This window comes from Paeniglutamicibacter sp. MACA_103 (assembly GCF_045798555.1).
GTDB lineage: Bacteria > Actinomycetota > Actinomycetes > Actinomycetales > Micrococcaceae > Paeniglutamicibacter.
This window is the reverse complement of record NZ_JBIXLN010000006.1, coordinates 1-19,262: the sequence shown is the minus strand read 5'-3', so window position 1 is coordinate 19,262 and position 19,262 is coordinate 1. Positions and strand designations below refer to the sequence as shown.

At 66.7% G+C, this 19,262-nt stretch carries 21 protein-coding genes; 6 read left to right on the top strand and 15 right to left on the bottom strand.

Going from position 1 to position 19,262, the window contains the following annotated elements:
- Positions 1-41: 41 nt before the first annotated feature.
- Positions 42-968, top strand: a complete 927-nt coding sequence (locus ACIPVK_RS04245; RefSeq protein ID WP_407610736.1) for a phosphatase PAP2 family protein — start codon at positions 42-44, stop codon at positions 966-968.
- Here ACIPVK_RS04245 and ACIPVK_RS04240 read toward each other — a convergent pair.
- The 6 genes from ACIPVK_RS04240 to pdhA form a co-directional block, all read right to left on the bottom strand.
- On the bottom strand, positions 926-2,122 hold the full coding sequence (locus tag ACIPVK_RS04240) for an MFS transporter (RefSeq protein WP_407610735.1): 1,197 nt from the start codon (positions 2,120-2,122) through the stop codon (positions 926-928). The two genes, ACIPVK_RS04245 and ACIPVK_RS04240, sit on opposite strands and share 43 nt — an antisense overlap.
- A 21-nt stretch (positions 2,123-2,143) precedes the next feature.
- Positions 2,144-2,980, bottom strand: coding sequence for an MBL fold metallo-hydrolase (locus ACIPVK_RS04235; protein WP_407610734.1), 837 nt, complete (start codon positions 2,978-2,980; stop codon positions 2,144-2,146).
- 149 nt (positions 2,981-3,129) lie between these two features.
- Positions 3,130-3,330, bottom strand: coding sequence for a hypothetical protein (locus ACIPVK_RS04230; protein ID WP_407610733.1), 201 nt, complete (start codon positions 3,328-3,330; stop codon positions 3,130-3,132).
- A 259-nt stretch (positions 3,331-3,589) separates the two neighbouring features.
- Positions 3,590-5,023, bottom strand: a complete 1,434-nt coding sequence (locus ACIPVK_RS04225; protein ID WP_407610732.1) for a dihydrolipoamide acetyltransferase family protein — start codon at positions 5,021-5,023, stop codon at positions 3,590-3,592.
- Positions 5,020-6,114 carry an alpha-ketoacid dehydrogenase subunit beta gene (locus ACIPVK_RS04220; RefSeq protein WP_407610731.1) on the bottom strand — a complete coding sequence of 365 codons (1,095 nt, stop codon included), beginning with the start codon at positions 6,112-6,114 and terminating at the stop codon, positions 5,020-5,022. Before ACIPVK_RS04220 ends, ACIPVK_RS04225 begins: the two co-directional genes overlap by 4 nt.
- Positions 6,111-7,280: a pyruvate dehydrogenase (acetyl-transferring) E1 component subunit alpha gene (gene pdhA / locus ACIPVK_RS04215; RefSeq protein ID WP_407610730.1), complete on the bottom strand. Its 1,170-nt coding sequence runs from the start codon at positions 7,278-7,280 to the stop codon at positions 6,111-6,113. Before pdhA ends, ACIPVK_RS04220 begins: the two co-directional genes overlap by 4 nt.
- 217 nt (positions 7,281-7,497) lie before the next feature.
- On the opposite strand from pdhA, the gene ACIPVK_RS04210 reads away from it, so the two are divergent.
- Positions 7,498-7,947 (top strand): Lrp/AsnC family transcriptional regulator, encoded by a 450-nt coding sequence (locus tag ACIPVK_RS04210; RefSeq protein ID WP_407610729.1) that lies wholly within the window; start codon positions 7,498-7,500, stop codon positions 7,945-7,947.
- A gap of 61 nt (positions 7,948-8,008) precedes the next feature.
- Positions 8,009-9,304 carry an MFS transporter gene (locus ACIPVK_RS04205; RefSeq protein ID WP_407610728.1) on the top strand — a complete coding sequence of 432 codons (1,296 nt, stop codon included), beginning with the start codon at positions 8,009-8,011 and terminating at the stop codon, positions 9,302-9,304.
- Between the two features lie 6 nt (positions 9,305-9,310).
- Here ACIPVK_RS04205 and ACIPVK_RS04200 read toward each other — a convergent pair whose 3' ends face one another.
- The 9 genes from ACIPVK_RS04200 to paaA form a co-directional block, all read right to left on the bottom strand.
- Positions 9,311-9,529 (bottom strand): helix-turn-helix transcriptional regulator, encoded by a 219-nt coding sequence (locus ACIPVK_RS04200; RefSeq protein ID WP_407610727.1) that lies wholly within the window; start codon positions 9,527-9,529, stop codon positions 9,311-9,313.
- Positions 9,526-9,957, bottom strand: coding sequence for a hypothetical protein (locus tag ACIPVK_RS04195; protein WP_407610726.1), 432 nt, complete (start codon positions 9,955-9,957; stop codon positions 9,526-9,528). The genes ACIPVK_RS04200 and ACIPVK_RS04195 overlap by 4 nt, the downstream gene beginning before the upstream one ends.
- A gap of 192 nt (positions 9,958-10,149) precedes the next feature.
- Entirely contained in the window at positions 10,150-10,845 is a 696-nt protein-coding gene (locus ACIPVK_RS04190; RefSeq protein WP_407610725.1) for an alpha/beta fold hydrolase, read from the bottom strand.
- Positions 10,846-11,169: 324 nt separating this feature from the next.
- Positions 11,170-11,949, bottom strand: coding sequence for an enoyl-CoA hydratase/isomerase family protein (locus ACIPVK_RS04185; protein ID WP_407610724.1), 780 nt, complete (start codon positions 11,947-11,949; stop codon positions 11,170-11,172).
- 78 nt (positions 11,950-12,027) lie between these two features.
- Positions 12,028-13,224: a 1,2-phenylacetyl-CoA epoxidase subunit PaaE gene (gene paaE / locus ACIPVK_RS04180; protein ID WP_407610723.1), complete on the bottom strand. Its 1,197-nt coding sequence runs from the start codon at positions 13,222-13,224 to the stop codon at positions 12,028-12,030.
- Positions 13,221-13,706, bottom strand: coding sequence for a 1,2-phenylacetyl-CoA epoxidase subunit PaaD (gene paaD, locus ACIPVK_RS04175; RefSeq protein ID WP_407610722.1), 486 nt, complete (start codon positions 13,704-13,706; stop codon positions 13,221-13,223). The genes paaE and paaD overlap by 4 nt, the downstream gene beginning before the upstream one ends.
- An 18-nt stretch (positions 13,707-13,724) precedes the next feature.
- Entirely contained in the window at positions 13,725-14,585 is an 861-nt protein-coding gene (gene paaC, locus ACIPVK_RS04170) for a 1,2-phenylacetyl-CoA epoxidase subunit PaaC (protein WP_407610721.1), read from the bottom strand.
- The gene (gene paaB / locus ACIPVK_RS04165) at positions 14,582-14,875 is read right to left on the bottom strand and encodes a 1,2-phenylacetyl-CoA epoxidase subunit PaaB (RefSeq protein WP_407610720.1); all 294 of its coding nucleotides are present in this window, start codon (positions 14,873-14,875) and stop codon (positions 14,582-14,584) included. Before paaB ends, paaC begins: the two co-directional genes overlap by 4 nt.
- Positions 14,876-14,878: 3 nt before the next feature.
- Positions 14,879-15,868: a 1,2-phenylacetyl-CoA epoxidase subunit PaaA gene (gene paaA, locus ACIPVK_RS04160; RefSeq protein WP_407610719.1), complete on the bottom strand. Its 990-nt coding sequence runs from the start codon at positions 15,866-15,868 to the stop codon at positions 14,879-14,881.
- Positions 15,869-16,372: 504 nt separating this feature from the next.
- Here paaA and ACIPVK_RS04155 point away from each other — a divergent pair.
- The 3 genes from ACIPVK_RS04155 (at position 16,373) to ACIPVK_RS04145 (ending at position 19,122) form a co-directional block, all read left to right on the top strand.
- On the top strand, positions 16,373-17,404 hold the full coding sequence (locus tag ACIPVK_RS04155) for a methionine ABC transporter ATP-binding protein (RefSeq protein WP_407610718.1): 1,032 nt from the start codon (positions 16,373-16,375) through the stop codon (positions 17,402-17,404).
- Positions 17,395-18,114 carry a methionine ABC transporter permease gene (locus tag ACIPVK_RS04150; RefSeq protein ID WP_407610717.1) on the top strand — a complete coding sequence of 240 codons (720 nt, stop codon included), beginning with the start codon at positions 17,395-17,397 and terminating at the stop codon, positions 18,112-18,114. Before ACIPVK_RS04155 ends, ACIPVK_RS04150 begins: the two co-directional genes overlap by 10 nt.
- A gap of 93 nt (positions 18,115-18,207) precedes the next feature.
- Positions 18,208-19,122, top strand: coding sequence for a MetQ/NlpA family ABC transporter substrate-binding protein (locus tag ACIPVK_RS04145; RefSeq protein ID WP_407610716.1), 915 nt, complete (start codon positions 18,208-18,210; stop codon positions 19,120-19,122).
- Positions 19,123-19,262: the final 140 nt, after the last annotated feature.

Genomic DNA, 19,262 nt, shown 5'->3' with positions numbered 1-19,262 from the left:
TTCCGGACACTCGGGAACGAAATTGTGAAACCCTATTTCCAATGAGCCCTTCCACCCAACATCTGCCGACCACCGCCCCGGGCCGCGCCGTGTGGCCATGGTACGGCGCCCTCGTGCTGCTGGCCGCCGCCTTCTGGGCGTGCTTCAGCTTCTTCGTCGACACGAAACTGGGGCAATGGATCGATGAGGCCGCGCTCCTGGGCGGGGAGGCATTCCTGGCCGCCGACAAGACCCGCGCCCCGGCCCTGGCCTTCCTGGACCACATGCCCGCGGCATCGGCGCTGCTCGCCGCCGCGTTCATCCTCTTCGCCCTGGTGCGCCGGCGCGACTTCCTCCGTCCCTTGGTGGCCGGGGCGCTGCTGCTGGGCGCAGCCGGAACCACCCAGCTGCTCAAGCACGTGGTGCTGGAGAGGCCGGACCTGAACATCTCGGGGGCGTCCATGAACTCGTTCCCTTCCGGGCACACCACCTTTGCCGCCGCGGCCATGGCCACCATCTTCATCGTCACCCCGGACGCGCATCGGCCCTTGCTGGCCCTGCTGGGATGGGGCTATGCCGCGATTGCCGGGGCCTCGACCCTGGTGTTGGGGTGGCACCGCCCGAGCGATGTGATCGCCGCCTACCTCGTGGTGGCCTGGTGGAGCGTGCTGGCGGGATTGTTCCTGCGCCATGCGCACGGGAGTTCCAAGGTTTCGGACGGCCCTGGCCACGGCTCGCAGCCGGCTCCGGAGCGGTTCCTGCGGGTCCTCGCGAGCCTCGGCGCACTGACAGTGGCAGGCGGCCTGGCCCTGGCATTGGCGATGCCGCACCCGGCCATCGGAACCGTGGGGAACGGGCCGCTGCTGCTCTTCCTGGCGGTGGGCCTGGCCCTGGTCCTGGGAACGGCCATGGTCACCGGCCTGTTCGTGCACGTGCTGTTTGCCCGCTACGGGGCGCCCATCCGCCGGCGGTTCCGCGGAATGCAGTAGCCGAAGATCCCGGCACCCAGCAGCGCAACCCCTCCAATGGCCCAGATCCCGGCCCCGAGGGTCGCGGTGGCCACGAGCGCCGACAGCAGCACCGGCCCGGCCATTGCCCCGGAGTCGGACATCAAGCGCCACAGCCCCAGGAACTTGGCCCTGCCGGACACCGGCGAATAGTCGGCGCCCAGGGTCATCACGATTCCCGAACCGATGCCGTTGCCGAATCCCAGCACCATGGCAGCGGCCATCATCGTCGGAACACCGTGGGTCAGCGGCAGCAGGAACAACGCCACGGCCATCACCACCATGCACGGCACCGCGACCCACACCCGGCCGCGCTTGTCCATGACCTTGCCTGCGGGATAGAAGACAAGCATGTCGACGGCTCCGGAGACGCCGTAGACCAGGGAAATGGTGGCGGCGTCCATCCCGATGCTTTCGCCCCACAAGGGAAGAACGACCTGGCGGGTGGAGCGCACCGCGGTGATGCACACGATGCCCAGCCCGATCCCCAGCAGCGTCCGCCACTGGTCCTTGGCGATGCTCCACATGGATCCGCCGGCGCGGCTTTGGCCCGCTTCCAGCGGTGCGCGCGATTCCAGGTCGGGGATCCGGAAACACACGATCATGGCGATGAACATCGCGACCATGCCCACCCAGTAGGCACCGGCGATCCCCAGCCATTTCATGGCAAGGGTTGCGGCGAAGGGGCCGATGAACACCCCGATGCGCATGACGCCGCCCAGGGTCGACATGGCCCTGGCCCGGAACGCCAGCGGGACGGCCTCCGCGAGGTAGGTTTGCCTGGCCAGGTTGAAAACGGCGCCCGCCATGCCCAGCATCGTGACGCCCACGGCGAAGAGGCCGAGGTTCGAGGGGACGATGCCCAGCACCATGCCCAGCGAAGCCCAGCCGGAGGCGAAGACCATGGCCAGGCGCTCACCGAATCGCGTCGTCAGCACCGCGGCCGGGACGTTGGAGAGCAGGGAGCCGACACCGACCAGGGTGACGATCAGCGCCGCCGTGGCCAGGTTGGCCCCGCGGTCCAGTGCCGAGAGCGCAATGATGGGCGTAACCGCGCCCAGGCCGAGGCCGTACAGCAGGGAGGGTGAGTACACCTTCACCGCGATCCGACGCAGGCTGAAAGGTGGTTCACTCATGCATTCATCCTACGCAACCGGCTATGGCCGTAATTCACGCAGCCTTTGCAGGAAGATCGATGACTGTTCAGGTCCGTAGGGCAGCAGTTCCAACTGGTACGCGGTGGGGTCGAAGCTTCCCGCCGGCCAGGACGCCACGATTTCCTTCCCCTCCCGGATGGCGGCAAGCATTTCGCGGTGTTGGTGGCGAACGAAGTCCACGTCCACCACGTTGCCGTGCCCCGGGACGATCACCGTGTCCGGGCCGCATTCCTCCTCGAGCCTGCCCAGCAGCTCCGCCCACAGAAAGGGATCGGCGTCCTCGAAGTTTGGCGGGCCGCCCTCCTCGACCAGGTCCCCGGCGAACAGGATCCGGCCGCAGCGCACGAGCAGGTCCCCGGCGGTGTGCCCGCGCCCCAGGCCAAAGACCTCCAAGGCCGTGCCGCCCAGATCCAGCATCGCGCCGGACTCGGCAACGATCTCGGCAGGGATGAGAATGCTCGAGTACGGGCCCTGGCGCAGGGCCATTTCCGGTTCCAGGAAGCGCACCAGCTGGCGTTCCTCATGGCCGTGCCCGCGCAGATGCTCCACGGCGGCGGCACTGGCATGGAAATGTTCCACCCCGTGGGCGGCAAAATACTTGTTTCCAAAGACGTGGTCGCCGTGGGCATGGGTGTTGACCACAATCAGCGGAAGGCCGGTGATCCGGCGGATCGCGGCATAGAGCCCCGCCGCCTCGCGCGGCCCGGAGCCGGTGTCGATGACCGCGGCCCGGTCTTCTCCCACGACGAGCCCGGAATTCATGGAAAATCCATGGTGGTGCAATCGCCAGCAGCGCGCGTCAAGTTGTTCCACGTTGGGGGCCAGTGCTTGCATCATGGCGGGATCACGCTTCCTCGGTGCCGGTCGATGCCGGGGTTTCGGCGATGTCCACATTCTGCACGAATAGGAGCCCGGGCAAAATCAATTCCCCGTGGCCGGTGTGCTCGTCCGCGGGGAATGTTCTCGCGCTGCCGGGGAGGCAGGTGCTATGGAACAGTGATCTTGATCTTGCCGAAGGGGACGCTCTCGTCCACGTAGGCCTGTTCGGAATGGCCGCCGAGCCCGCGGATGTGGACCCCGAACTTGCCTTCGGCGATTGACTCGCGGAAGATCGGCATGATCGTTTCGACGTGGAGTTCGTCCTTGCCTACAAGGTAGTGCTCGTATTCTGCAGGTAGCTTTTCCATGGCATCAGGATAGTGGGTCGGAGCCTCTTTCCATAGGGGTTGCGCGAATGAAGAACAAGACGTCAGCCTGTCAATGCGTGAGGTCCTCCCGGTTGGTGGCCGCGCGCCGCCTTCACCTGCTCCATGCCCAAGGCGCATGTTGGGTTGCCCCAAGCACCAGCGCATCCGCCCGTCCCGGGGCGGATGCGCTGGTGCCCGCGGCGACGGTTCACCAAGAACCTGTCTCCGCGGGCACCGGTTTGCCACGGGTTGCGGACCGTTACAGGTCCGCCAGCACCGCCGCCGGGTTTTCCATGGCGTCGGCCACGAAGCGCAGGAACCCTGCCGCCGTGGCGCCGTCGCAGACCCGGTGGTCGAAGGCCAGCGTCAGCTCGGTGACCTTGCGGACCGCGAGCTCTCCGCCCACGACCCACGGCTTGTCGATGATCCGTCCGACACCCAGGATCGCGACCTCCGGGTAGTTGATGATGGCCGCGGACCCGTCGACCCCGAAGACCCCGTAGTTGTTCAGGGTGAACGTGCCGCTGGTGAGCTCTGCGACCGTGGCCTTGCCGGACCGGGTGACCTCGGTGAGCCTGGCCAGCTCGGCGTTCAGCCCGCGGGCGCTGAACCGCTGCGCGTTGCGGATGGCGGGGACCATCAGCCCGCGGTCGGTCTGCGCTGCGATGCCCAGGTTGATGCCGTCGAAGCCGATGATTTCGGCGTCCCCCTGCCCGTTGCGCTCGATGCGCGTGTTCAGGGCCGGGTACTTTTGCAGCCCTGCCACCACGAAGCGGGCAATGAATGCCAGGATCCCCGGGGTGTTCTCCGGGTTCGTGGCCTTCAAGGACGCACGCATCTGCAGCAGGTTCGTGGCATCCACGTCCACCCATACCGTCGCCTCGGGGATCTCGGTCCGGGAACGGGCCATGGCCTGGGCAATTGTCTTGCGCACCCCGGTGATCGGGGTCCTGGAGGAAATCGCCAGGCCCGATCTGGAATCCAGTTCGCCCGGGGCGGTGGCGGCAGCCGCCGGTGAAGCGGCAGGGACCGCCGCCGGCTCCGGCACGGAAACGGATGCCGCCGTGGACTTGCCCGCGACGTCGATGTCCGAACGCAGGATCAGGCCGCCGGGACCGCTGCCGCTGACCGTGGCAATGTCGATGCCGCGGTCCCTGGCCAGCTTGCGGACCAGGGGCGAGATGACCAGCGGGGCGCGGCGGGGTTCCACCGCGGCGACCCGTTCGTGGACGGCCGGAGCGGGTGCCTGTGCGGCACCGGAGCGCGGGCGGCGCTTGCGCGCCTTGGCGGAGAGCCCCTCCGGGGTGCCGTAGCCGATGAGCACGTTGCCCGAGCCTTCGCCCGCCGGGGCCTTGGCTCCGGCGCGCTCCTCCTCGCGGTAGCTTTGGGCGACCTCGCGCTCCGGGACGCTGGCCTTGGGTGCCGCGGCGTGCACTGCCGGGGCCGCGGCACCCTCCTCCAGCACCGAGAACAGCGGCGAGTCCACCATGACCATCTCACCGACGCTTCCGTGGAGTTCATGCACGGTTCCGGCGTAGGGGCTTGGCACCTCCACCATGGACTTGGCGGTTTCGACCTCCGCGATGGGCTGGTCGATGACGATGGTGTCGCCGACGGCGACCAGCCACTTGACCAGCTCGGCCTCGGTCAATCCCTCGCCGAGGTCCGGCAGCAAAAAGGTTTTCACGCTCATGCCCCTTCCTCCCATTGCAGCGCATCGACGGCATCCAGGATGCGGTCAACAGACGGCAAGTAGTACTTCTCGAGTTTCGGTGCCGGGTACGGGGTGTCGAACCCGGTCACGCGCAGCACCGGCGCGGCCAGCGAGTGGAAACACCGTTCCTGGATCCGGGCGACGATTTCGCTGGAGACCGAGGCGAAGCCAGGGGCCTCGGCGATGACCACCGCGCGTCCGGTCTTGCGCACGGACTCCGCGATGGTCGCGTCATCCAGCGGCACGATGGTGCGCACGTCGATGACCTCGAGGCTGCGGCCCTCGAGCGCGGCTGCCTCGGCCGCGGCCATGGCGGTGGAGACCGAAGGCCCGTAGGCAATCAGCGTGGCGTCGGTTCCCGTGCGTGCGACGGCCGCCCGTCCCTCGGTCGGAGGCACCGCGTCGGTCTCGTGCGAGACGCGCAGCGCGTCCAGGTCGACCTGCTCCTTGGTCCAGTACAGCTTCTTGGGTTCCATGAAGATGACAGGGTCCGGGGAGTCGATGGCCTCGCGCAGCATCAGGTAGGCGTCCCCTACCGTGGCAGGGGTGAAGACCTTCAGCCCCGGGGTGTGCGCGTAGTAGCTTTCGGAGGAATCGCAGTGGTGCTCCACTCCCCCGATGCCGCCGGCATAGGGGATGCGGATGACCATCGGCAGCGCCATCCTGCCCTTGGTCCGGTTGTGCATCTTGGCCACGTGCGAGGCGATCTGCTCGAAGGCCGGGTAGGCGAAGGCATCGAACTGCATCTCGATGACCGGGCGCATGCCGTTCATGGCCATTCCGATGGCCATGCCCACGATGCCCGATTCGGCCAGGGGCGTGTCGAAGCAGCGGCCCGTGCCGAAGCGCTTGGTCAGCCCGTCGGTGATGCGGAAGACCCCGCCCAGGATCCCGACGTCCTCGCCGAAGACCAGGACCGAATCCTCGGCGGCCATGGAATCGGCCAGGGCCGTGTTCAGTGCCTTGGCGAAGGTCACCGGCTGGGTGCCGGTGTCGGCGGTGCGGGCCGCTGCCGCGGCGGTTGCCGCGCTGACGTTGGCGGCCGAAGATGTGGTAGCCGTGCCGCTCATTTTGCGTCCTCCTCGCGGGCGAGTTCGTCGGCGAGCAGGGCTGCCTGCTCGCGCAACTGGGTGGTTTGGGTCGAGTACACGTGGGCGAAGAGGTCGGCCGGGTCCGGGGTGTTCTCCGAGTTCATGCCGTCTCGTAGGGCCTGGGCCACCGCCTCGGCGCTGGCGGTGATCCGTGCCTCGGTGGCCTCGGGCAGCAGACCCGCCTCGAGAAGGTAGCTGCGCATGCGGGCGACGGGGTCCTTGGCTATCCAGGCCTGGACCTCGGCGTCCTCGCGGTAGCGGGTGGCGTCATCCGCGTTGGTGTGCGCCTGCATCCGGTAGGTGTGGGCTTCGACCAGCAGCGGGCCGTTGCCCTCGCGGGCCAGGCGCACCGCGCGTCCCAGGACGGCCAGCAGGGCCACCAGGTCGTTGCCGTCGACGCGCTCGCCGGCCATGCCGTAGCCGACCGCCTTGTGTGCCAGGGACGGTGCGGCCGATTGCTGGGAGAGCGGAACGGAGATCGCGTATTGGTTGTTCTGGACGAAGAAGATCACCGGCAGGTTGAAGACCGCGGCAAAGTTCAGCGCCTCGTGGAAGTCGCCCTCGGAGGTGGCGCCGTCGCCGCACATGGCCAGCACCACGGTGTCCTCGCCACGCAGCTTGGCCGCGTGGGCGACGCCCACCGCGTGCAGCAGCTGGGTGGTCAGCGGGGTGGATTGGATGGAGACCTTGTATTGCTTCGGGTCGTATCCGCTGTGCCACTCCCCGCGGAATCCGGCCATCACCTCCATGGGCGCCACGCCCTTGGCCATGACTGCCACGGTGTCGCGGTAGGTGGGGAACATCCAGTCGTCCTCTCCCAGGCACAGGGCGGCCGCGACTTGGGCGGCCTCCTGACCGTGGCTGGAGGGATAGACGGCCATGCGGCCCTGGCGCACCAGGGCGGAGTTCTGGTCGTTGACGCGGCGCCCGATGACCAGCTGCTCGTAGGCATCCACCAGGGCCCTGGGGCTGGGCAACGGGTATTCGTGCCCGGGCTCCGCTCCCTGCTCCCCCGCCGGGTGCAGCTTGCCGTTGATGTCGAGCATGTGGATCTCGGTGCGGGCCGGGAGCATGTAGTCCTCGGGCGTAATCCCGAACTTGCTGCTCACCTGCTCAATTGCCACGCGTGCTTCGGTGTTTGTCACGGTTCACGGCTTTCTGCTGTTCGGTGCGACGCTGCTGCCCGGGGCGACCCGTCGTTGCGTCAGTTCTTGTACTAAGTATCGGTATTTTCGATGAAATGTATCCAGCATCTTGGAATATTCTGGAAAACTGCGCATGATATCGATATTCTTAGAGACGGTTTGAAAGTGTGACCGTCACTACATGACGGTTTTTGGACGAAGTGGAAAGAGGCATTTGATGGAGACTCCCCCGGTTCGGCTCGACGAGGTGGATCGGCGCATCCTGGAGGAGCTCACCAAGGACGGCCGCCAGTCGGTGACCACCGTCGCGCAAAAGGTGCACGTCTCCCGTGCACACGCGTATTCGCGGATCAACCGCCTGCAGGACGAGGGGGTCATCACGCGCTACACCGCCGTCGTCGACCCGCTTCGCGCGGGCCTGCGGGCCAGCGCCTACGTGACCCTGAAACTGCGCCAGCACTCCTGGCGGGAGATGCGCGAACGCCTCGCCGCGATGCCCGAGGTGCACCACATCGGCCTGGTTGGAGGCAACTTCGATGTGATCCTCTTGGTCAGGGCACGGGACAACGTCGACCTGCGCCGGGTGATCTTCGACCAGCTGCAGTCGATGCCCGGGGTGCTGGACACCCAGACGTTCCTGATCTTCGAGGACGTCGACACCCGCTAGTCGGCCATTAGCCATAGACTCTTCCCAATGGCTTGATCCAAGACGGACGATCGGGGAATTCGTGGACGGGGAATCAATCGACGAGGCCTCCGCAACCGAGCCTCTTGCAGCCGCACCCCTCCAGCTCCTGCGCCACCGCCCGGGGTTCCCGGCCCTGCTGCTCTCCATCGCGTTCGGCGCGGTGGCCTCGGGCATCCTCAATGTCGCCAACGACCTCGTCGCCATCTATGCGCTCGGCGCCAATGCCACCCAGATCGGGTTCCTCAATGCCGCCGAATCGGTGGCCTTCCTGCTCCTGGCCATCCCCGCCGGAATCATGCTTGACCGAGTCAACCGGGTCAGAACCATGATGTGGGCCCAGCTGGCCGGAGGACTGGCGATTTTCTCGGTGCCTCTGGCCTGGTTGCTGGGCGCATTGAATTACCCGCAACTGGTTCTCGTTTCGTTCCTGGTGGGCGTGGCCGGGATGCTGTGGAGCATGGGCGCGGGGTCTGCCCTTCCTTCCATCGCGGGACGCGACCTGGTTTCAGCGGCCTATGCCCGGAAGGAGACCGTCGAAACCTCGGTCGGGATCATGGCCCCGGGCTTGGCCGGAGTGCTGGTGGCGGTCATGACCGCACCTTTCACACTGATCGTCGCCGGGACGGCGAACCTATTCGCCGCTGCAACCCTGTTTTGGGGACTTCGCTCAAATCGGGACTCCGCATCTCCCCCGGGTGAACGGACACCACGGATCGGCTTCCGGCAGTCCTTTGGGGAGGGCCTGCGATTCACGCTCAAGCACCCAACCATTCGCGCACTCGTTTCCTCCTCCGCCATCACCAACATGGGCCTGGCATTTGGTTCGGCCGTGGAAACCCTGTACTTCGTCAAGGTCCTGGGCTTCACTCCGCAGGCCATCGGGTTGGTCATCTCAACGATTGCCGTCGGCGGGCTTGCGGGGTCGCTGGCTGTCCCGGCGCTGGTGGAAAAGCTGGGCGAACACAAGGTCCTCGCGCTCACGGTGCTCTGCCTGCCGCTGTCCGTCGTGTTGGTTCCGGTGGCGGGCAATCTACCGGACGGCGCTCTCGTCCTGGTCATCGCCCACTCGGTCCTGTACAACGCGCTCATGGTTTCCTACAACGCCACCGCATACGGCCTGCTGGCCCGAGCCACTCCGGACGCCATGATGGGTCGGCAACAGGGCTTCCGGCTGGTGTTCACCATGGGGCCGGTACCCGTCCTTGGCATCGTGGGCGGACTGGCGGGCGACGCGCTGGGCCTGCAGCCGGCCATGTGGATTTGGGTGGGGCTGACCGCGTTTGCGGCGCTGCCGTTGCTGGCGTTGCGGAGAGACTTCGAACCGCACGAGGACTGAGCACTTTCACTCGCTTGGCCCGTAGGTGAAAACATCCGTCAGTGGCTTGCCCAGGACCCGGGCGATGAGGAAAGCCGTTTCAAGGGACGGCGAGTACTTTCCCTGTTCGACGGCAATGATGGTTTGCCGGCTGACGCCGATCTGGCCTGCCAGTTCGGCCTGGGTCATGCCGGCGTTCTCGGCCCTGAGCCTGCGGATGGAGTTGTCGAGCTTACCGTGGTTCATCTGACGGCCACACCACGACGATACCCGGAGATCTGCACCGCGGCGCCAACGAGGTACGAAAGCCCCAAACCGGCAAAGACCACCGACGCGATCCAAAAATGTTCCGTGCCGCTGAAGGTCATGGACAGGACAACCACACAGGCCAGCAGCAGAACCCGGTATCTGGATTGGTCCGACCGACGGGTGATCTCACGGTCCCGCTCATCGTGCCCGAGGTCGGTATCGCCGCTCCCCCTCGACAAGATGGCCCGCATCACCATCACCGGAACCGTCATGACCATCATGCAGATAAGGATGGGGATCGAATAGCTCTGTTCGCTGACCGGTATCCCGCCCAGGAGGCGGACCACCACCAGGGCGGCAAAGGCGAGCATGCCCAGGCCAAAGGAACCCAGCGTCGCCCATGCAACTTTTTCTTCATCGGGCATTTTCCGCAACTCCTCGATGTCAAAGATTCTTTACGTGAGAGGTTACGACGCCCGCCAATCGATGTAAAGGATTTTTGACATAGGCGAGCGAGGGCAATGCTTCAAGTCCACCGTCACAGACCGGGCACCCACCCAGCGCCCGGTGCAGGCTGAACCCGGCATGCACCACCGCTACTTCGTGCCGTTCTTGGGCTACGCGTCCAGGAAGCCTGTCAGCTGGCGAAAGAACGCAGTGGGCTCCGTCGCGTGCACGAGGTGACCGGCATCAATGGTGACCATCCGGCCGTCCGGAACGACTCGCACCAGGTCGGCAATCGCCTCCTCCGGAACAGGGCTGGATGCACCGCCGGCCACCACCAGGGTGGGAACCGCGATCGACGCGACCACGCCGGCCCAACCGGGATCGAAGTTGTCGATCTCCGGGCGAACCTGCTCGACGACACGCCAGTCGAACGGCAGCATGCCCGCGGGCTTGGTCGGAGGATCGGCGGGCCGGGGCTGAAGCAGCCCGACGTCTTCGAGCACAAGCCGGCGCACCAGGTCGGGACGTGCGGCGGCGACCCGGCAGGCCACCAGCCCGCCCAGGGAGTGCCCGACCAGGTCGACGGGCATCCGGCCAAGCCCGCCGTCCAGCAGGCGCAACACGTCGTCCGCCATCAGTTCGATCGAGTAGGTCCCGGGCCAGTCGCTGGGACCGTGGCCCCGGAGGTTGACCGCGTACACGGACCGCGTCGGGCACAGTGCCGATGCCACGATGTCCCAGTCCTCGGCCGTTACGCCGGTGGCGGGCAGCAGCACCACCGGCGGCCTGCCCGAAGGCTCGCCGGCGGGCCAATGCCGGAGGGCCAGGGTGAGGCCTCCGACGACAACGGACAGGCTTGTTGGCATGCCCTCACATTCGCTGAGCCGGTTGCCGAAAGCCATCCGATTCGCTGCCGGCGCAATACAGGGACCTCGCTGCCCGGAAGGCCGTCGGGCATCCTGCCGGGGCGGAACACCGTCCGTTCCGCCGGCCAACGTCTGCACCCGTATCCGATGCGCCTCAAGTAAACCGGTCGTCAAATTCGCGGGCTGTTTCCCGTTGGCAGCCCGGCACGGACTCGGCGGACGTTCGAAGTTCAACGGATCTCACCCGAGCGGCCCAAGCCCCACGCAAGGCAACGGCGCCGCCACCGTGGGTGACGACGCCGTTCAATCCCAGAGTGCGGAAACCTAGCCCTTGAAAGCGGGCTTCCGCTTTTCCTGGAACGCCAGGAAACCCTCGGCATAGTCCTCGGTCGCGCAGAGCTCGGCCTGCGCCACGTTCTCGTTGGCCATCGAATCCCACAGCCCCAACCGGGCATCGCGGATTTCGGCAACGAGCTCCTTCGAGGCACGGAAGGCTCCGGTGGCACCGCTGGCAACCTTGGCGACGATCCCGCGCGTGGTTTCCAACAGGTCCTCGGCAGGCATCGCCCGGGAGAAGAGTCCGGAAGCCACCGCGTCGGCGCCGCTGATCAGTTCGGCGGTGTAGATCAAATCCAGCGTACGGTGCGTGCCCAGGCGCTCGGTGAACAGCCAGTGCCCGCCCGAGTCCAGGGTCGCGCCGAGGTTGGCGAAGGGCGAACCGATCTTGGCGTTCTGCGCCACGTAGACCACGTCCGTGGCGATGGCCAGGCCCAGCCCGACCCCGAGGCAAGCACCCTGCACCGCTGCGAAGGTGGGTGCCGGGAAGGAAGCCATCTTGGCCAGCAGCGGTTGCACCTTGCCGCCCAGGTAGCCCATGACGTCGTCGTCGGCCGGGACCACGCCGGAGATGTCGCGTCCGGCGCAGAAGCCGCGGCCCTCGCCGCGCAGCAGCAGCGCGCGCACCTCGCCGGTTTCCACGCCCTCGGCGGCCTTGTCGTAGGCGGCCCCGAGCTCATCGAGTGCGGCCTCGTTCAGCGAGTTCATCTTTTCCGGGGCATTGAGCACGATCTCTGCCACGCCGTCGGTGATGTTCAGTTCAATCATGGGTTCACTCCGGTTTCGGGTCCTATGCCAAGGATCCACCCGCTTTTCGCGGATGGATCCTTGCGTGGTGGTTGGTGCCTAGGCGTCGTAGTCGACCAGGACGCGTTCGGTGGTGGGGCGCGACTGGCAGGTCAGCACGTAGCCCCGCTCGATTTCGTCCGGTTCCAGGGCGTAGTTCTCGTCCATGTCCACCGAACCCTCGACGACCTTGGCGCGGCAGGTGCCGCAGACCCCGCCCGCGCAGGCGAACGGGACATCCGGGCGCACGCGCAGGGCGGCGTTCAGGATGGTCTCCCGGGCGTTGACCGGGCTCTGGACCTCGCCCTGCAGGCCGTCGAGCTTGAACGCGATCTGGTAGGTCTCATCGGACTCGTCGATCACGACCGGGCGGCCGATATTGCCCTCGGGGCGGGTGGGCTCGCCGGTGGTGAACAGCTCGTAGCGCACCTTTTCCGCCGGAACCCCCTGGGCGGCGAGGTTGTCGCGCACCAGCTGGACCAGTTCGAAGGGGCCGCAGAGGAACCACTCGTCGACCTGGTCGGTGCGGATGACCGAACCCAGCAGCTTGTTCAGCTTCTCGGCGTCGATGCGGCCCGAGAGCAGCGGGGAGATGCGCTGTTCGCGGCTCAGCACGTGGTGCAGGGCGAAACGCGCCGGGTAGCGGTCCTTGAGGTCCGCCAGTTCCTCCAGGAACATCACGTCCATTGCTGCCTTGTTCGCGTAGACGAGGTCGAAGTGCACGTTCTCGTTGGCGGCCAGCACGGTGCGGGCGATGGCCATGACCGGGGTGATGCCGGATCCGGCGGCCACGGCCACGAAGGTGTCCTCGGTTTCCACGTCGATGTCCGACGGATCGTTCATCCCGTTCATCTTGTGCTTGGAGATGAAGCCGCCGGTGGGGCTCATGACATCCATGGTGTCCCCCGCCTGCAGGGACTCGTTGGCCCAGGTGGAGAAGATGCCGCCGATGTCGCGCTTGATGGCGACGTGGATTTCCCCGGCCGTGGGCTCGGCGCAGATCGAGTAGCTGCGGCGCAGTTCCACGAGGTTGCCCTCGGTGTCTTCGAGTTCCTTGCGCAGGGCCACGTATTGGCCCGGAAGGTAGTCGTATTGGCCGGCCAATGCCGAGGGGACCGCGAAGGTCACCTCGATGGCGTCGGCGGTGAGCCGGCGGACTTCGGAGACCCTAAGGGTGTGGAACGTGGTCCGGCGGCGTCCCGGGACCTCGGGGTCAACGCCGTTGTCGGCCGGCAGGGCGGCAGTCGTGTCTGTCATGAGAGCACCTTGAAGTAGTCGAAGGGTTCCAGGCAGTCCTTGCATTGGTACATGGACTTGCACGAGGTGGAACCGAAGCGGGAAAGTTCCTTGGTATTCAGCGAGTGGCATTGCGGGCACTTGACGGCCATGCCCAGGGTCACCGGCCCGCGGTGGCCGGTGCCCGTGGGCGGGGCGATGCCGTAGGCCTGGAGCTTGGCCTTGCCCGACTCTGTCATCCAGTCGGTGCTCCAGGCCGGGGAAAGGACCAGGTTGACCCGGACCGAGTCGTAGCCGGAGTCCTTGAAGACGATGCCGAGGTCCTCGGTGATTGCGTCCATCGCCGGGCATCCCGAGTACGTGGGGGTGATGGTGACGACCACGGTGCCGTCTTCCACTTCCACGTCCCGCAGGATCCCCAGGTCCGCGATGGTGAGCACCGGGATCTCGGGGTCGGTCACGCGCGCGGCGATCTCGCGCAGCTCGGTGAGGGTGGCAATCATGTCTTCAGTGTCCTTTGCTTACCAGCTGGCGCCGGGGTGCTTGCGCGCCAGTACCTGCATCTCGGCCAGGATGAAGCCGAGGTGTTCGGAGTGCTCGCCGCGGCGGCCGCGGGCCATCGCGAAGGGAATGGTGGGGATTTCGAGTTCCGCGTCGTGCAGCACGGCATTGATTTCCTCTTCCCAGGCCGCGCGCAGCGAGGACGGTGCCACCGCAACGTCGCCCAGGGCGGAGTGCAGTTCCTCGTCCTCGAACATCTCCCCCACGTAGGGCCACAGGACATCCAGTGCGTGGCGCATGCGGCGTGCCGATTCCTCGGTGCCGATCCCCAGGCGCAGTGTCCAGGCGATGGCGTGGTCGCGGTGGTAGTCGACCTCCTTGACGGCCTTGGCGCTGATGGCCGCGATCGTCGGGTCGCTGGAGTCCAGCAGTGCCGTGTAGAGCAGGTGCTGGTAAATGGAGATGATCAGCTGGCGCGCGATGGTCACGCCGAAGTCGCCGTTGGGCTGCTCGACGATGTGCAGCGAGCGGAAGTCCTCTTCCTCGCGCCAGTAGGCCAGGTCGTCCTCGGTCTGGTCCCAGGCCTTGGCGGCGTAGGAGAGGAAAGAGCGGGCGTGGCCCAGCTGGTCCAGGGCGATGTTGCCCAGGGCGATGTCTTCCTCGATCTCCGGTCCGCGGGAAATCCAGTGAGAGAGGCGCTGGGCCAGGATCAGGGCATCGTCGCCCAGGCGCAACGCGTATTGGGCGACCTGCTCGGACGGCTTTGCCTGCTGGATGGCGATGTCCTCGGGGCGCAGGGCGTTGCCCGGGGTGACGCGGGTGGCCGATGCCGTGGCGTCGCCAAAGCTGTCCAGGGAGTGGTCGATGTTGTGTGCGCTCACAGGTGCTTCACGCCCTCGGATTTGGTGTAGTACGTTGCGTGGCGGTAGTCCTTGCCCTGCGGGGACTCGAAGTACATGCCCTTCGCGTCCGGGTCCGAGGCGATGATGTCGCTGCTGGCCACGACCCACAGGGACACGCCCTCGTTGCGGCGGGTGTACAGGTCGCGGGCGTTCTTCAGCGCCATCTCCGCGTCCGGTGCGTGCAGGGAACCGGCGTGGACGTGCGAGAGCCCGCGGGAGGAGCGGACGAATACTTCCCAGAGCGGCCAGGTGCCTTCTTTTTCGGTCATGAGCTATGCAACCTCGGTCTTTCGAGCCATCTTTGCCGCGTAGGCCGCGGCAGCTTCGCGCACCCAGGCGCCTTCGTTGTGTGCATCTCGGCGGCGCTGCAGGCGCTGCGCGTTGCAGGGCCCGTTGCCGGCGATGACTGCCTTGAATTCGACCCAGTCCAGGTCCATGTGCTTCCAGGTCCCGGTTTCGTCGTCGAAGCGCAGTTCCGGGTCCGGCAGGGTCAGCCCCAGCACCTTGACCTGCTCGACGATCATGCCCACGAAGCGCTGGCGCAACTCGTCGTTGGAGAAGCGCTTGATCTTCCACGCGGTGGACTGGCCGGAGTTCGGCGAGTCGGAATCCGGCGGGCCAAACATCATCAGCGACGGGGCGTAGAAGCGGTTGATCGCGTCCTGCGCCATCTTCTTCTGCGCTTCGGTGCCGTTGGCCAGCTCGAGCAGGATCTCGAATCCCTGGCGCTGGTGGAAGGATTCCTCCTTGCAGATGCGCACCATGGCCCGGCCGTAGGGACCGTAGGAGGCGCGGCACAGCGGGACCTGGTTGGCGATGGCGGCACCGTCGACCAGCCAGCCGATGGCACCCATGTCGGCCCAGGAGCGTGCCGGGTAATTGAAGATCGAGGAGTACTTGGCCTTGCCCGTCATCAACTGCTCATTCAAGACGTCGCGCGGGGTGCCGAGGGTCTCGGTGCCCGAGTACAGGTAGAGGCCGTGTCCCGCTTCGTCCTGCACCTTGGCCATGAGGATGGCCTTGCGCTTCAGGGACGGGGCACGGGTGATCCAGTTGGCCTCGGGCTGCATGCCGATGATCTCGGAGTGCGCGTGCTGGGACATCTGCCGCGTCAGGGTCTTGCGGTATGCCTCGGGCATCCAGTCGCGCGGCTCGATGCGTGAATCCTCGGCAATGATCGCGTTGAAGCGATCCTGCCCTGCTTGCTCCTCAGGAGAAAGAACTGCGGATAGCGATCCGCCGCTTTCTTGCTGTGCAGCCATAGTGCTCACCTCACTGTGACAAAAGATTATTTACTGACCGTTCGTTCAGGATATGCGGACGATCACCTTTTCGTCAATCGCCACCCCTCCGGAAGTCGCCACCGTGACGATGCCCGATGTCCGCCGCGCAGATGTCACGATCCTCATTGCCGGCCGCGAGGGCGGCGGCACCCTACACGCCCCGGGGTCGCCGCCCGCCGCGCGAAACGAGGCCGGGCGGGCCATAAATCCGCGTTTCGGCCCGTGGCATGCCCCAACCGTCCAGCGGCACGTTTGTGACGCAATGTGTCCGCGGCGCCGTTTCGGCCGTCACAGGACGCAATAAATGCCGCGCCCGGCCCCTCCCGCGTGACGCAGAAAGTCGTTGCGTGCCGCTGCGTGAACGAGCCATGGCCGCGGCCGTTCGCCTCGGCGCAGAATTGACCATCCCCGGAATTCCACCCCCTGGCGGGGCAGGAACACAGCGGCACCAGCGGGTGCCAAGCCAGCACGGAAAGCCATCGCATGATCAGCCTGAAGAACCTCACCAAGGTCTACGGACACGGAGACAAAACCGTCACGGTCCTGGACAACCTGGAGATCGACGTTGCCACCGGTGAAATCCTTGCCATCGTGGGCCCCTCGGGCGCCGGAAAATCCACCCTGGCCCAGTGCATCAACCTCCTGGAACGCCCCACCTCCGGCCAGGTCATCGTCAACGGCGAAGACCTGGCCCGGCTTCCGGAACGCAAGCTGCGGGTCGCCCGGCGCCGCATCGGCACGATCTTCCAGTCCGCAAGCCTGCTCTCGCGCCGCACCGCCGCGGAGAACATCGCCCTGCCCCTCCAGTACCTGGGCGTGACCCCGGCGGAGACGAAGGCGCGCGTGGCGGAATTGCTCGAACGCGTCGGCCTCTCCCACCGTGCCGACCACTATCCGTTCGAGCTATCCGGCGGCCAGCTCCAACGCGTGGGCATTGCCCGCGCGCTGGCCCTTCGCCCCTCCGTGCTGCTCTCCGACGAGGCCACCTCGGGACTGGACCCGGAAACCACGCGCTCGGTGGTCTCCCTGCTGCGCCAGCTGCGCGACGACCTGGACCTCGCGGTCGTGTTCATCACCCACGAAATGGACACGGTCCTACACGTTGCAGATTCCGCCGCCCGGCTGGAAAACGGGCGCATCACCGAGCAGGGTTCCCTGGTGGACCTGCTCACCGACCACGACTCGGCCCTGGGGCGGGCCCTGCAGCCGCACCTCTCGCCGGCCGATCCCGGGGCCGGTTCCCGGGCCTGGCACGTCACCTACGATTCGCGCACCGTCCCGGCGGACTGGCTGCAGCTGGTCTCGGCGGAACTCAACGAACCGGTGGCCCTGCTCGCTGCAACCATCCAAAGCATCGACGGCACCAGCACGGGCAACGCCACCGTGGGGCTGCGCGCCCCCGAACCCCTGGCCGCCGCGGCGTTCGCCCGCCACGGACTGCGTGCCGTTCCCCGCGAAGCGGTCTCCCCGGCCGCATCCGCACCCCGATCCACGGAGGAACTCCAATGGGCCTAAGCACCCCCGCCGCGGTGCAGATCCGCGCGCTTTCCGACACTCCCCTGCCCGAGCTCCCCGCACTGCTGGTGCCGGCCCTGGGCGAGACCCTGGCCATGGTCGGCATCGTGATGCTGATCGTTGTTTCGCTGGGCACCCCGATCGCCGTGGCGCTGCACAACATGGCGCCGGGCGGGCTCTACGAGCACCGGGGCACCTATTCGGTGCTCAGCTGGATCGTGAACATCGGCCGGTCCCTGCCGTTCCTGGTGCTGATGGCGGCAATCGTCCCGTTCACCCGCTTCGTCACCGGCACCAACATCGGCATTGCCGCCGCCGTGGTGCCCATGTCCCTGGCCGGCATCCCGTTCTTCGCCCGGCTGGTGGAGAACTGCCTGCGCGACGTCCCGCGCTCGGTCACAGCAGCCGCCCGCGCCTCGGGCGGTTCCCCGCTGCAGATCATCCGCAGCGCGCAACTGGGCGAGGCGGTCCCGGCCATCCTGGGCGGGCTGACCATCAACACCATCGCCATGATCGAATACTCGGCCATCGCCGGAACCATCGGCGCCGGCGGCATCGGCTACGTCGCCGTCACGTACGGCTACCAGCGTTTCGACCAGACGGTCATGCTCGCCACGGTGATACTGCTGATCGCGATGGTCACCGTCGTCCAGCTCACCGGCGACGCCCTGGTGCGGGCCACCACCCCGCACCTGCGCCGCCGCGCATAGGCGCCGCGGCCCGTGCCGCACCCGCCCGCGCCATCTCCTTGTCCTTCCCGCAGCACCCGTTCGCCCACTCCCCTGCCCGAAAGGTAGTTCCCCATGACCATCACCGAGAACAAGACCGAGAGCGGTCCCGAGTCCCACGGCTTCACCATCCAGAAAAAGAAGAAGTGGCCCTGGACCCTGGGTGCCCTCGCCCTTGCCGGTGCCATCGCAGCGGCCGCAATCATCAGTTCCAACGCGGGCACCAAGTCCCCGAACACCGTTGCAGGGGCCACCCTGACGGTGGTCACCGCGGAGGGCAACCACGCCGAGCAGGCCCTGGTGAACTTCGTGGCCGAGGAGATCGCCCCCAAGTACGGCATCAAGGTCGCCTTCAAGGGGCTGGCCGATTCGACCACGCTGAACCGCGCGGTGTCCACCGGCGAGGTCGCAGGAACCGTCTACCAGCACAAGCTCTGGCTTTCGCAGGTGCAGGAGGCCAACCCGGACTTCAAGCTCGCCGCCGCCGCCCCGGTCTTCCGCTGGGGCTTCGGGATCTGGAGCGAGAAGTACAAGTCGGTCGACGAGATCCCGGACGGGGCCACCATCTCCCTGTACTCCGACCCCGCCAACGAGGCCCAGGGACTGTGGCTGCTGGAGCGTGCCGGACTGATCAAGCTCGCCGACGGCGTGGACAAGTGGAAGGCCACCCAGAAAGACGTCGCCGAGAACCCCAAGAACCTGAAGTTCAAGCTGCTGGACTTCGCAGCCCAGTCGCGTTCACTGCCCGACCTCGATGCCGCCGTGGGCTACACCGAGTACTACGTCTCGGCGAAGGTTCCGCTCGAACAGCAGATCTTTGCCCCCGCGGCACCCGACGAGTTCGCCGGGCAGCTGACCATCGGCACCGAATACCAGGACACCGAAAACGTGCAGAACCTCGTCAAGGCGTTCCAGGATCCCGCGGTGCAGGAATTCCTGCGCACGGACCCGGCCGTCAAGGACCTCTTGGTGCCAATCGACGCCAAGTAGGCCCTGCGGGTAAACAGCAAACCCCCCGGGGGGGCGGGGGGGCCCCCGGGGGCCGCGCGCTGGCCGGAGGCCGAACCCAAGCCCGCGGCCATCGGCAGGCTGCCCGAGGAACTCACCGTGGCCGAACTCGGCGTTCCGGC

Bases quoted from the DNA above. Each gene is read 5' to 3' on its own strand.
- ACIPVK_RS04245 (WP_407610736.1), top strand. From the start codon at position 42: ATGAGCCCTTCCACCCAACATCTGCCGACCACCGCCCCGGGCCGCGCC.
- ACIPVK_RS04240 (WP_407610735.1), bottom strand. From the start codon at position 2,122: ATGAGTGAACCACCTTTCAGCCTGCGTCGGATCGCGGTGAAGGTGTAC.
- ACIPVK_RS04235 (WP_407610734.1), bottom strand. From the start codon at position 2,980: ATGATGCAAGCACTGGCCCCCAACGTGGAACAACTTGACGCGCGCTGC.
- ACIPVK_RS04230 (WP_407610733.1), bottom strand. From the start codon at position 3,330: ATGGAAAAGCTACCTGCAGAATACGAGCACTACCTTGTAGGCAAGGAC.
- ACIPVK_RS04225 (WP_407610732.1), bottom strand. From the start codon at position 5,023: ATGAGCGTGAAAACCTTTTTGCTGCCGGACCTCGGCGAGGGATTGACC.
- ACIPVK_RS04220 (WP_407610731.1), bottom strand. From the start codon at position 6,114: ATGAGCGGCACGGCTACCACATCTTCGGCCGCCAACGTCAGCGCGGCA.
- ACIPVK_RS04210 (WP_407610729.1), top strand. From the start codon at position 7,498: ATGGAGACTCCCCCGGTTCGGCTCGACGAGGTGGATCGGCGCATCCTG.
- ACIPVK_RS04200 (WP_407610727.1), bottom strand. From the start codon at position 9,529: ATGAACCACGGTAAGCTCGACAACTCCATCCGCAGGCTCAGGGCCGAG.
- ACIPVK_RS04195 (WP_407610726.1), bottom strand. From the start codon at position 9,957: ATGCCCGATGAAGAAAAAGTTGCATGGGCGACGCTGGGTTCCTTTGGC.
- ACIPVK_RS04190 (WP_407610725.1), bottom strand. From the start codon at position 10,845: ATGCCAACAAGCCTGTCCGTTGTCGTCGGAGGCCTCACCCTGGCCCTC.
- ACIPVK_RS04185 (WP_407610724.1), bottom strand. From the start codon at position 11,949: ATGATTGAACTGAACATCACCGACGGCGTGGCAGAGATCGTGCTCAAT.
- paaE (WP_407610723.1), bottom strand. From the start codon at position 13,224: ATGACAGACACGACTGCCGCCCTGCCGGCCGACAACGGCGTTGACCCC.
- paaD (WP_407610722.1), bottom strand. From the start codon at position 13,706: ATGATTGCCACCCTCACCGAGCTGCGCGAGATCGCCGCGCGCGTGACC.
- paaB (WP_407610720.1), bottom strand. From the start codon at position 14,875: ATGACCGAAAAAGAAGGCACCTGGCCGCTCTGGGAAGTATTCGTCCGC.
- paaA (WP_407610719.1), bottom strand. From the start codon at position 15,868: ATGGCTGCACAGCAAGAAAGCGGCGGATCGCTATCCGCAGTTCTTTCT.
- ACIPVK_RS04155 (WP_407610718.1), top strand. From the start codon at position 16,373: ATGATCAGCCTGAAGAACCTCACCAAGGTCTACGGACACGGAGACAAA.
- ACIPVK_RS04150 (WP_407610717.1), top strand. From the start codon at position 17,395: ATGGGCCTAAGCACCCCCGCCGCGGTGCAGATCCGCGCGCTTTCCGAC.
- ACIPVK_RS04145 (WP_407610716.1), top strand. From the start codon at position 18,208: ATGACCATCACCGAGAACAAGACCGAGAGCGGTCCCGAGTCCCACGGC.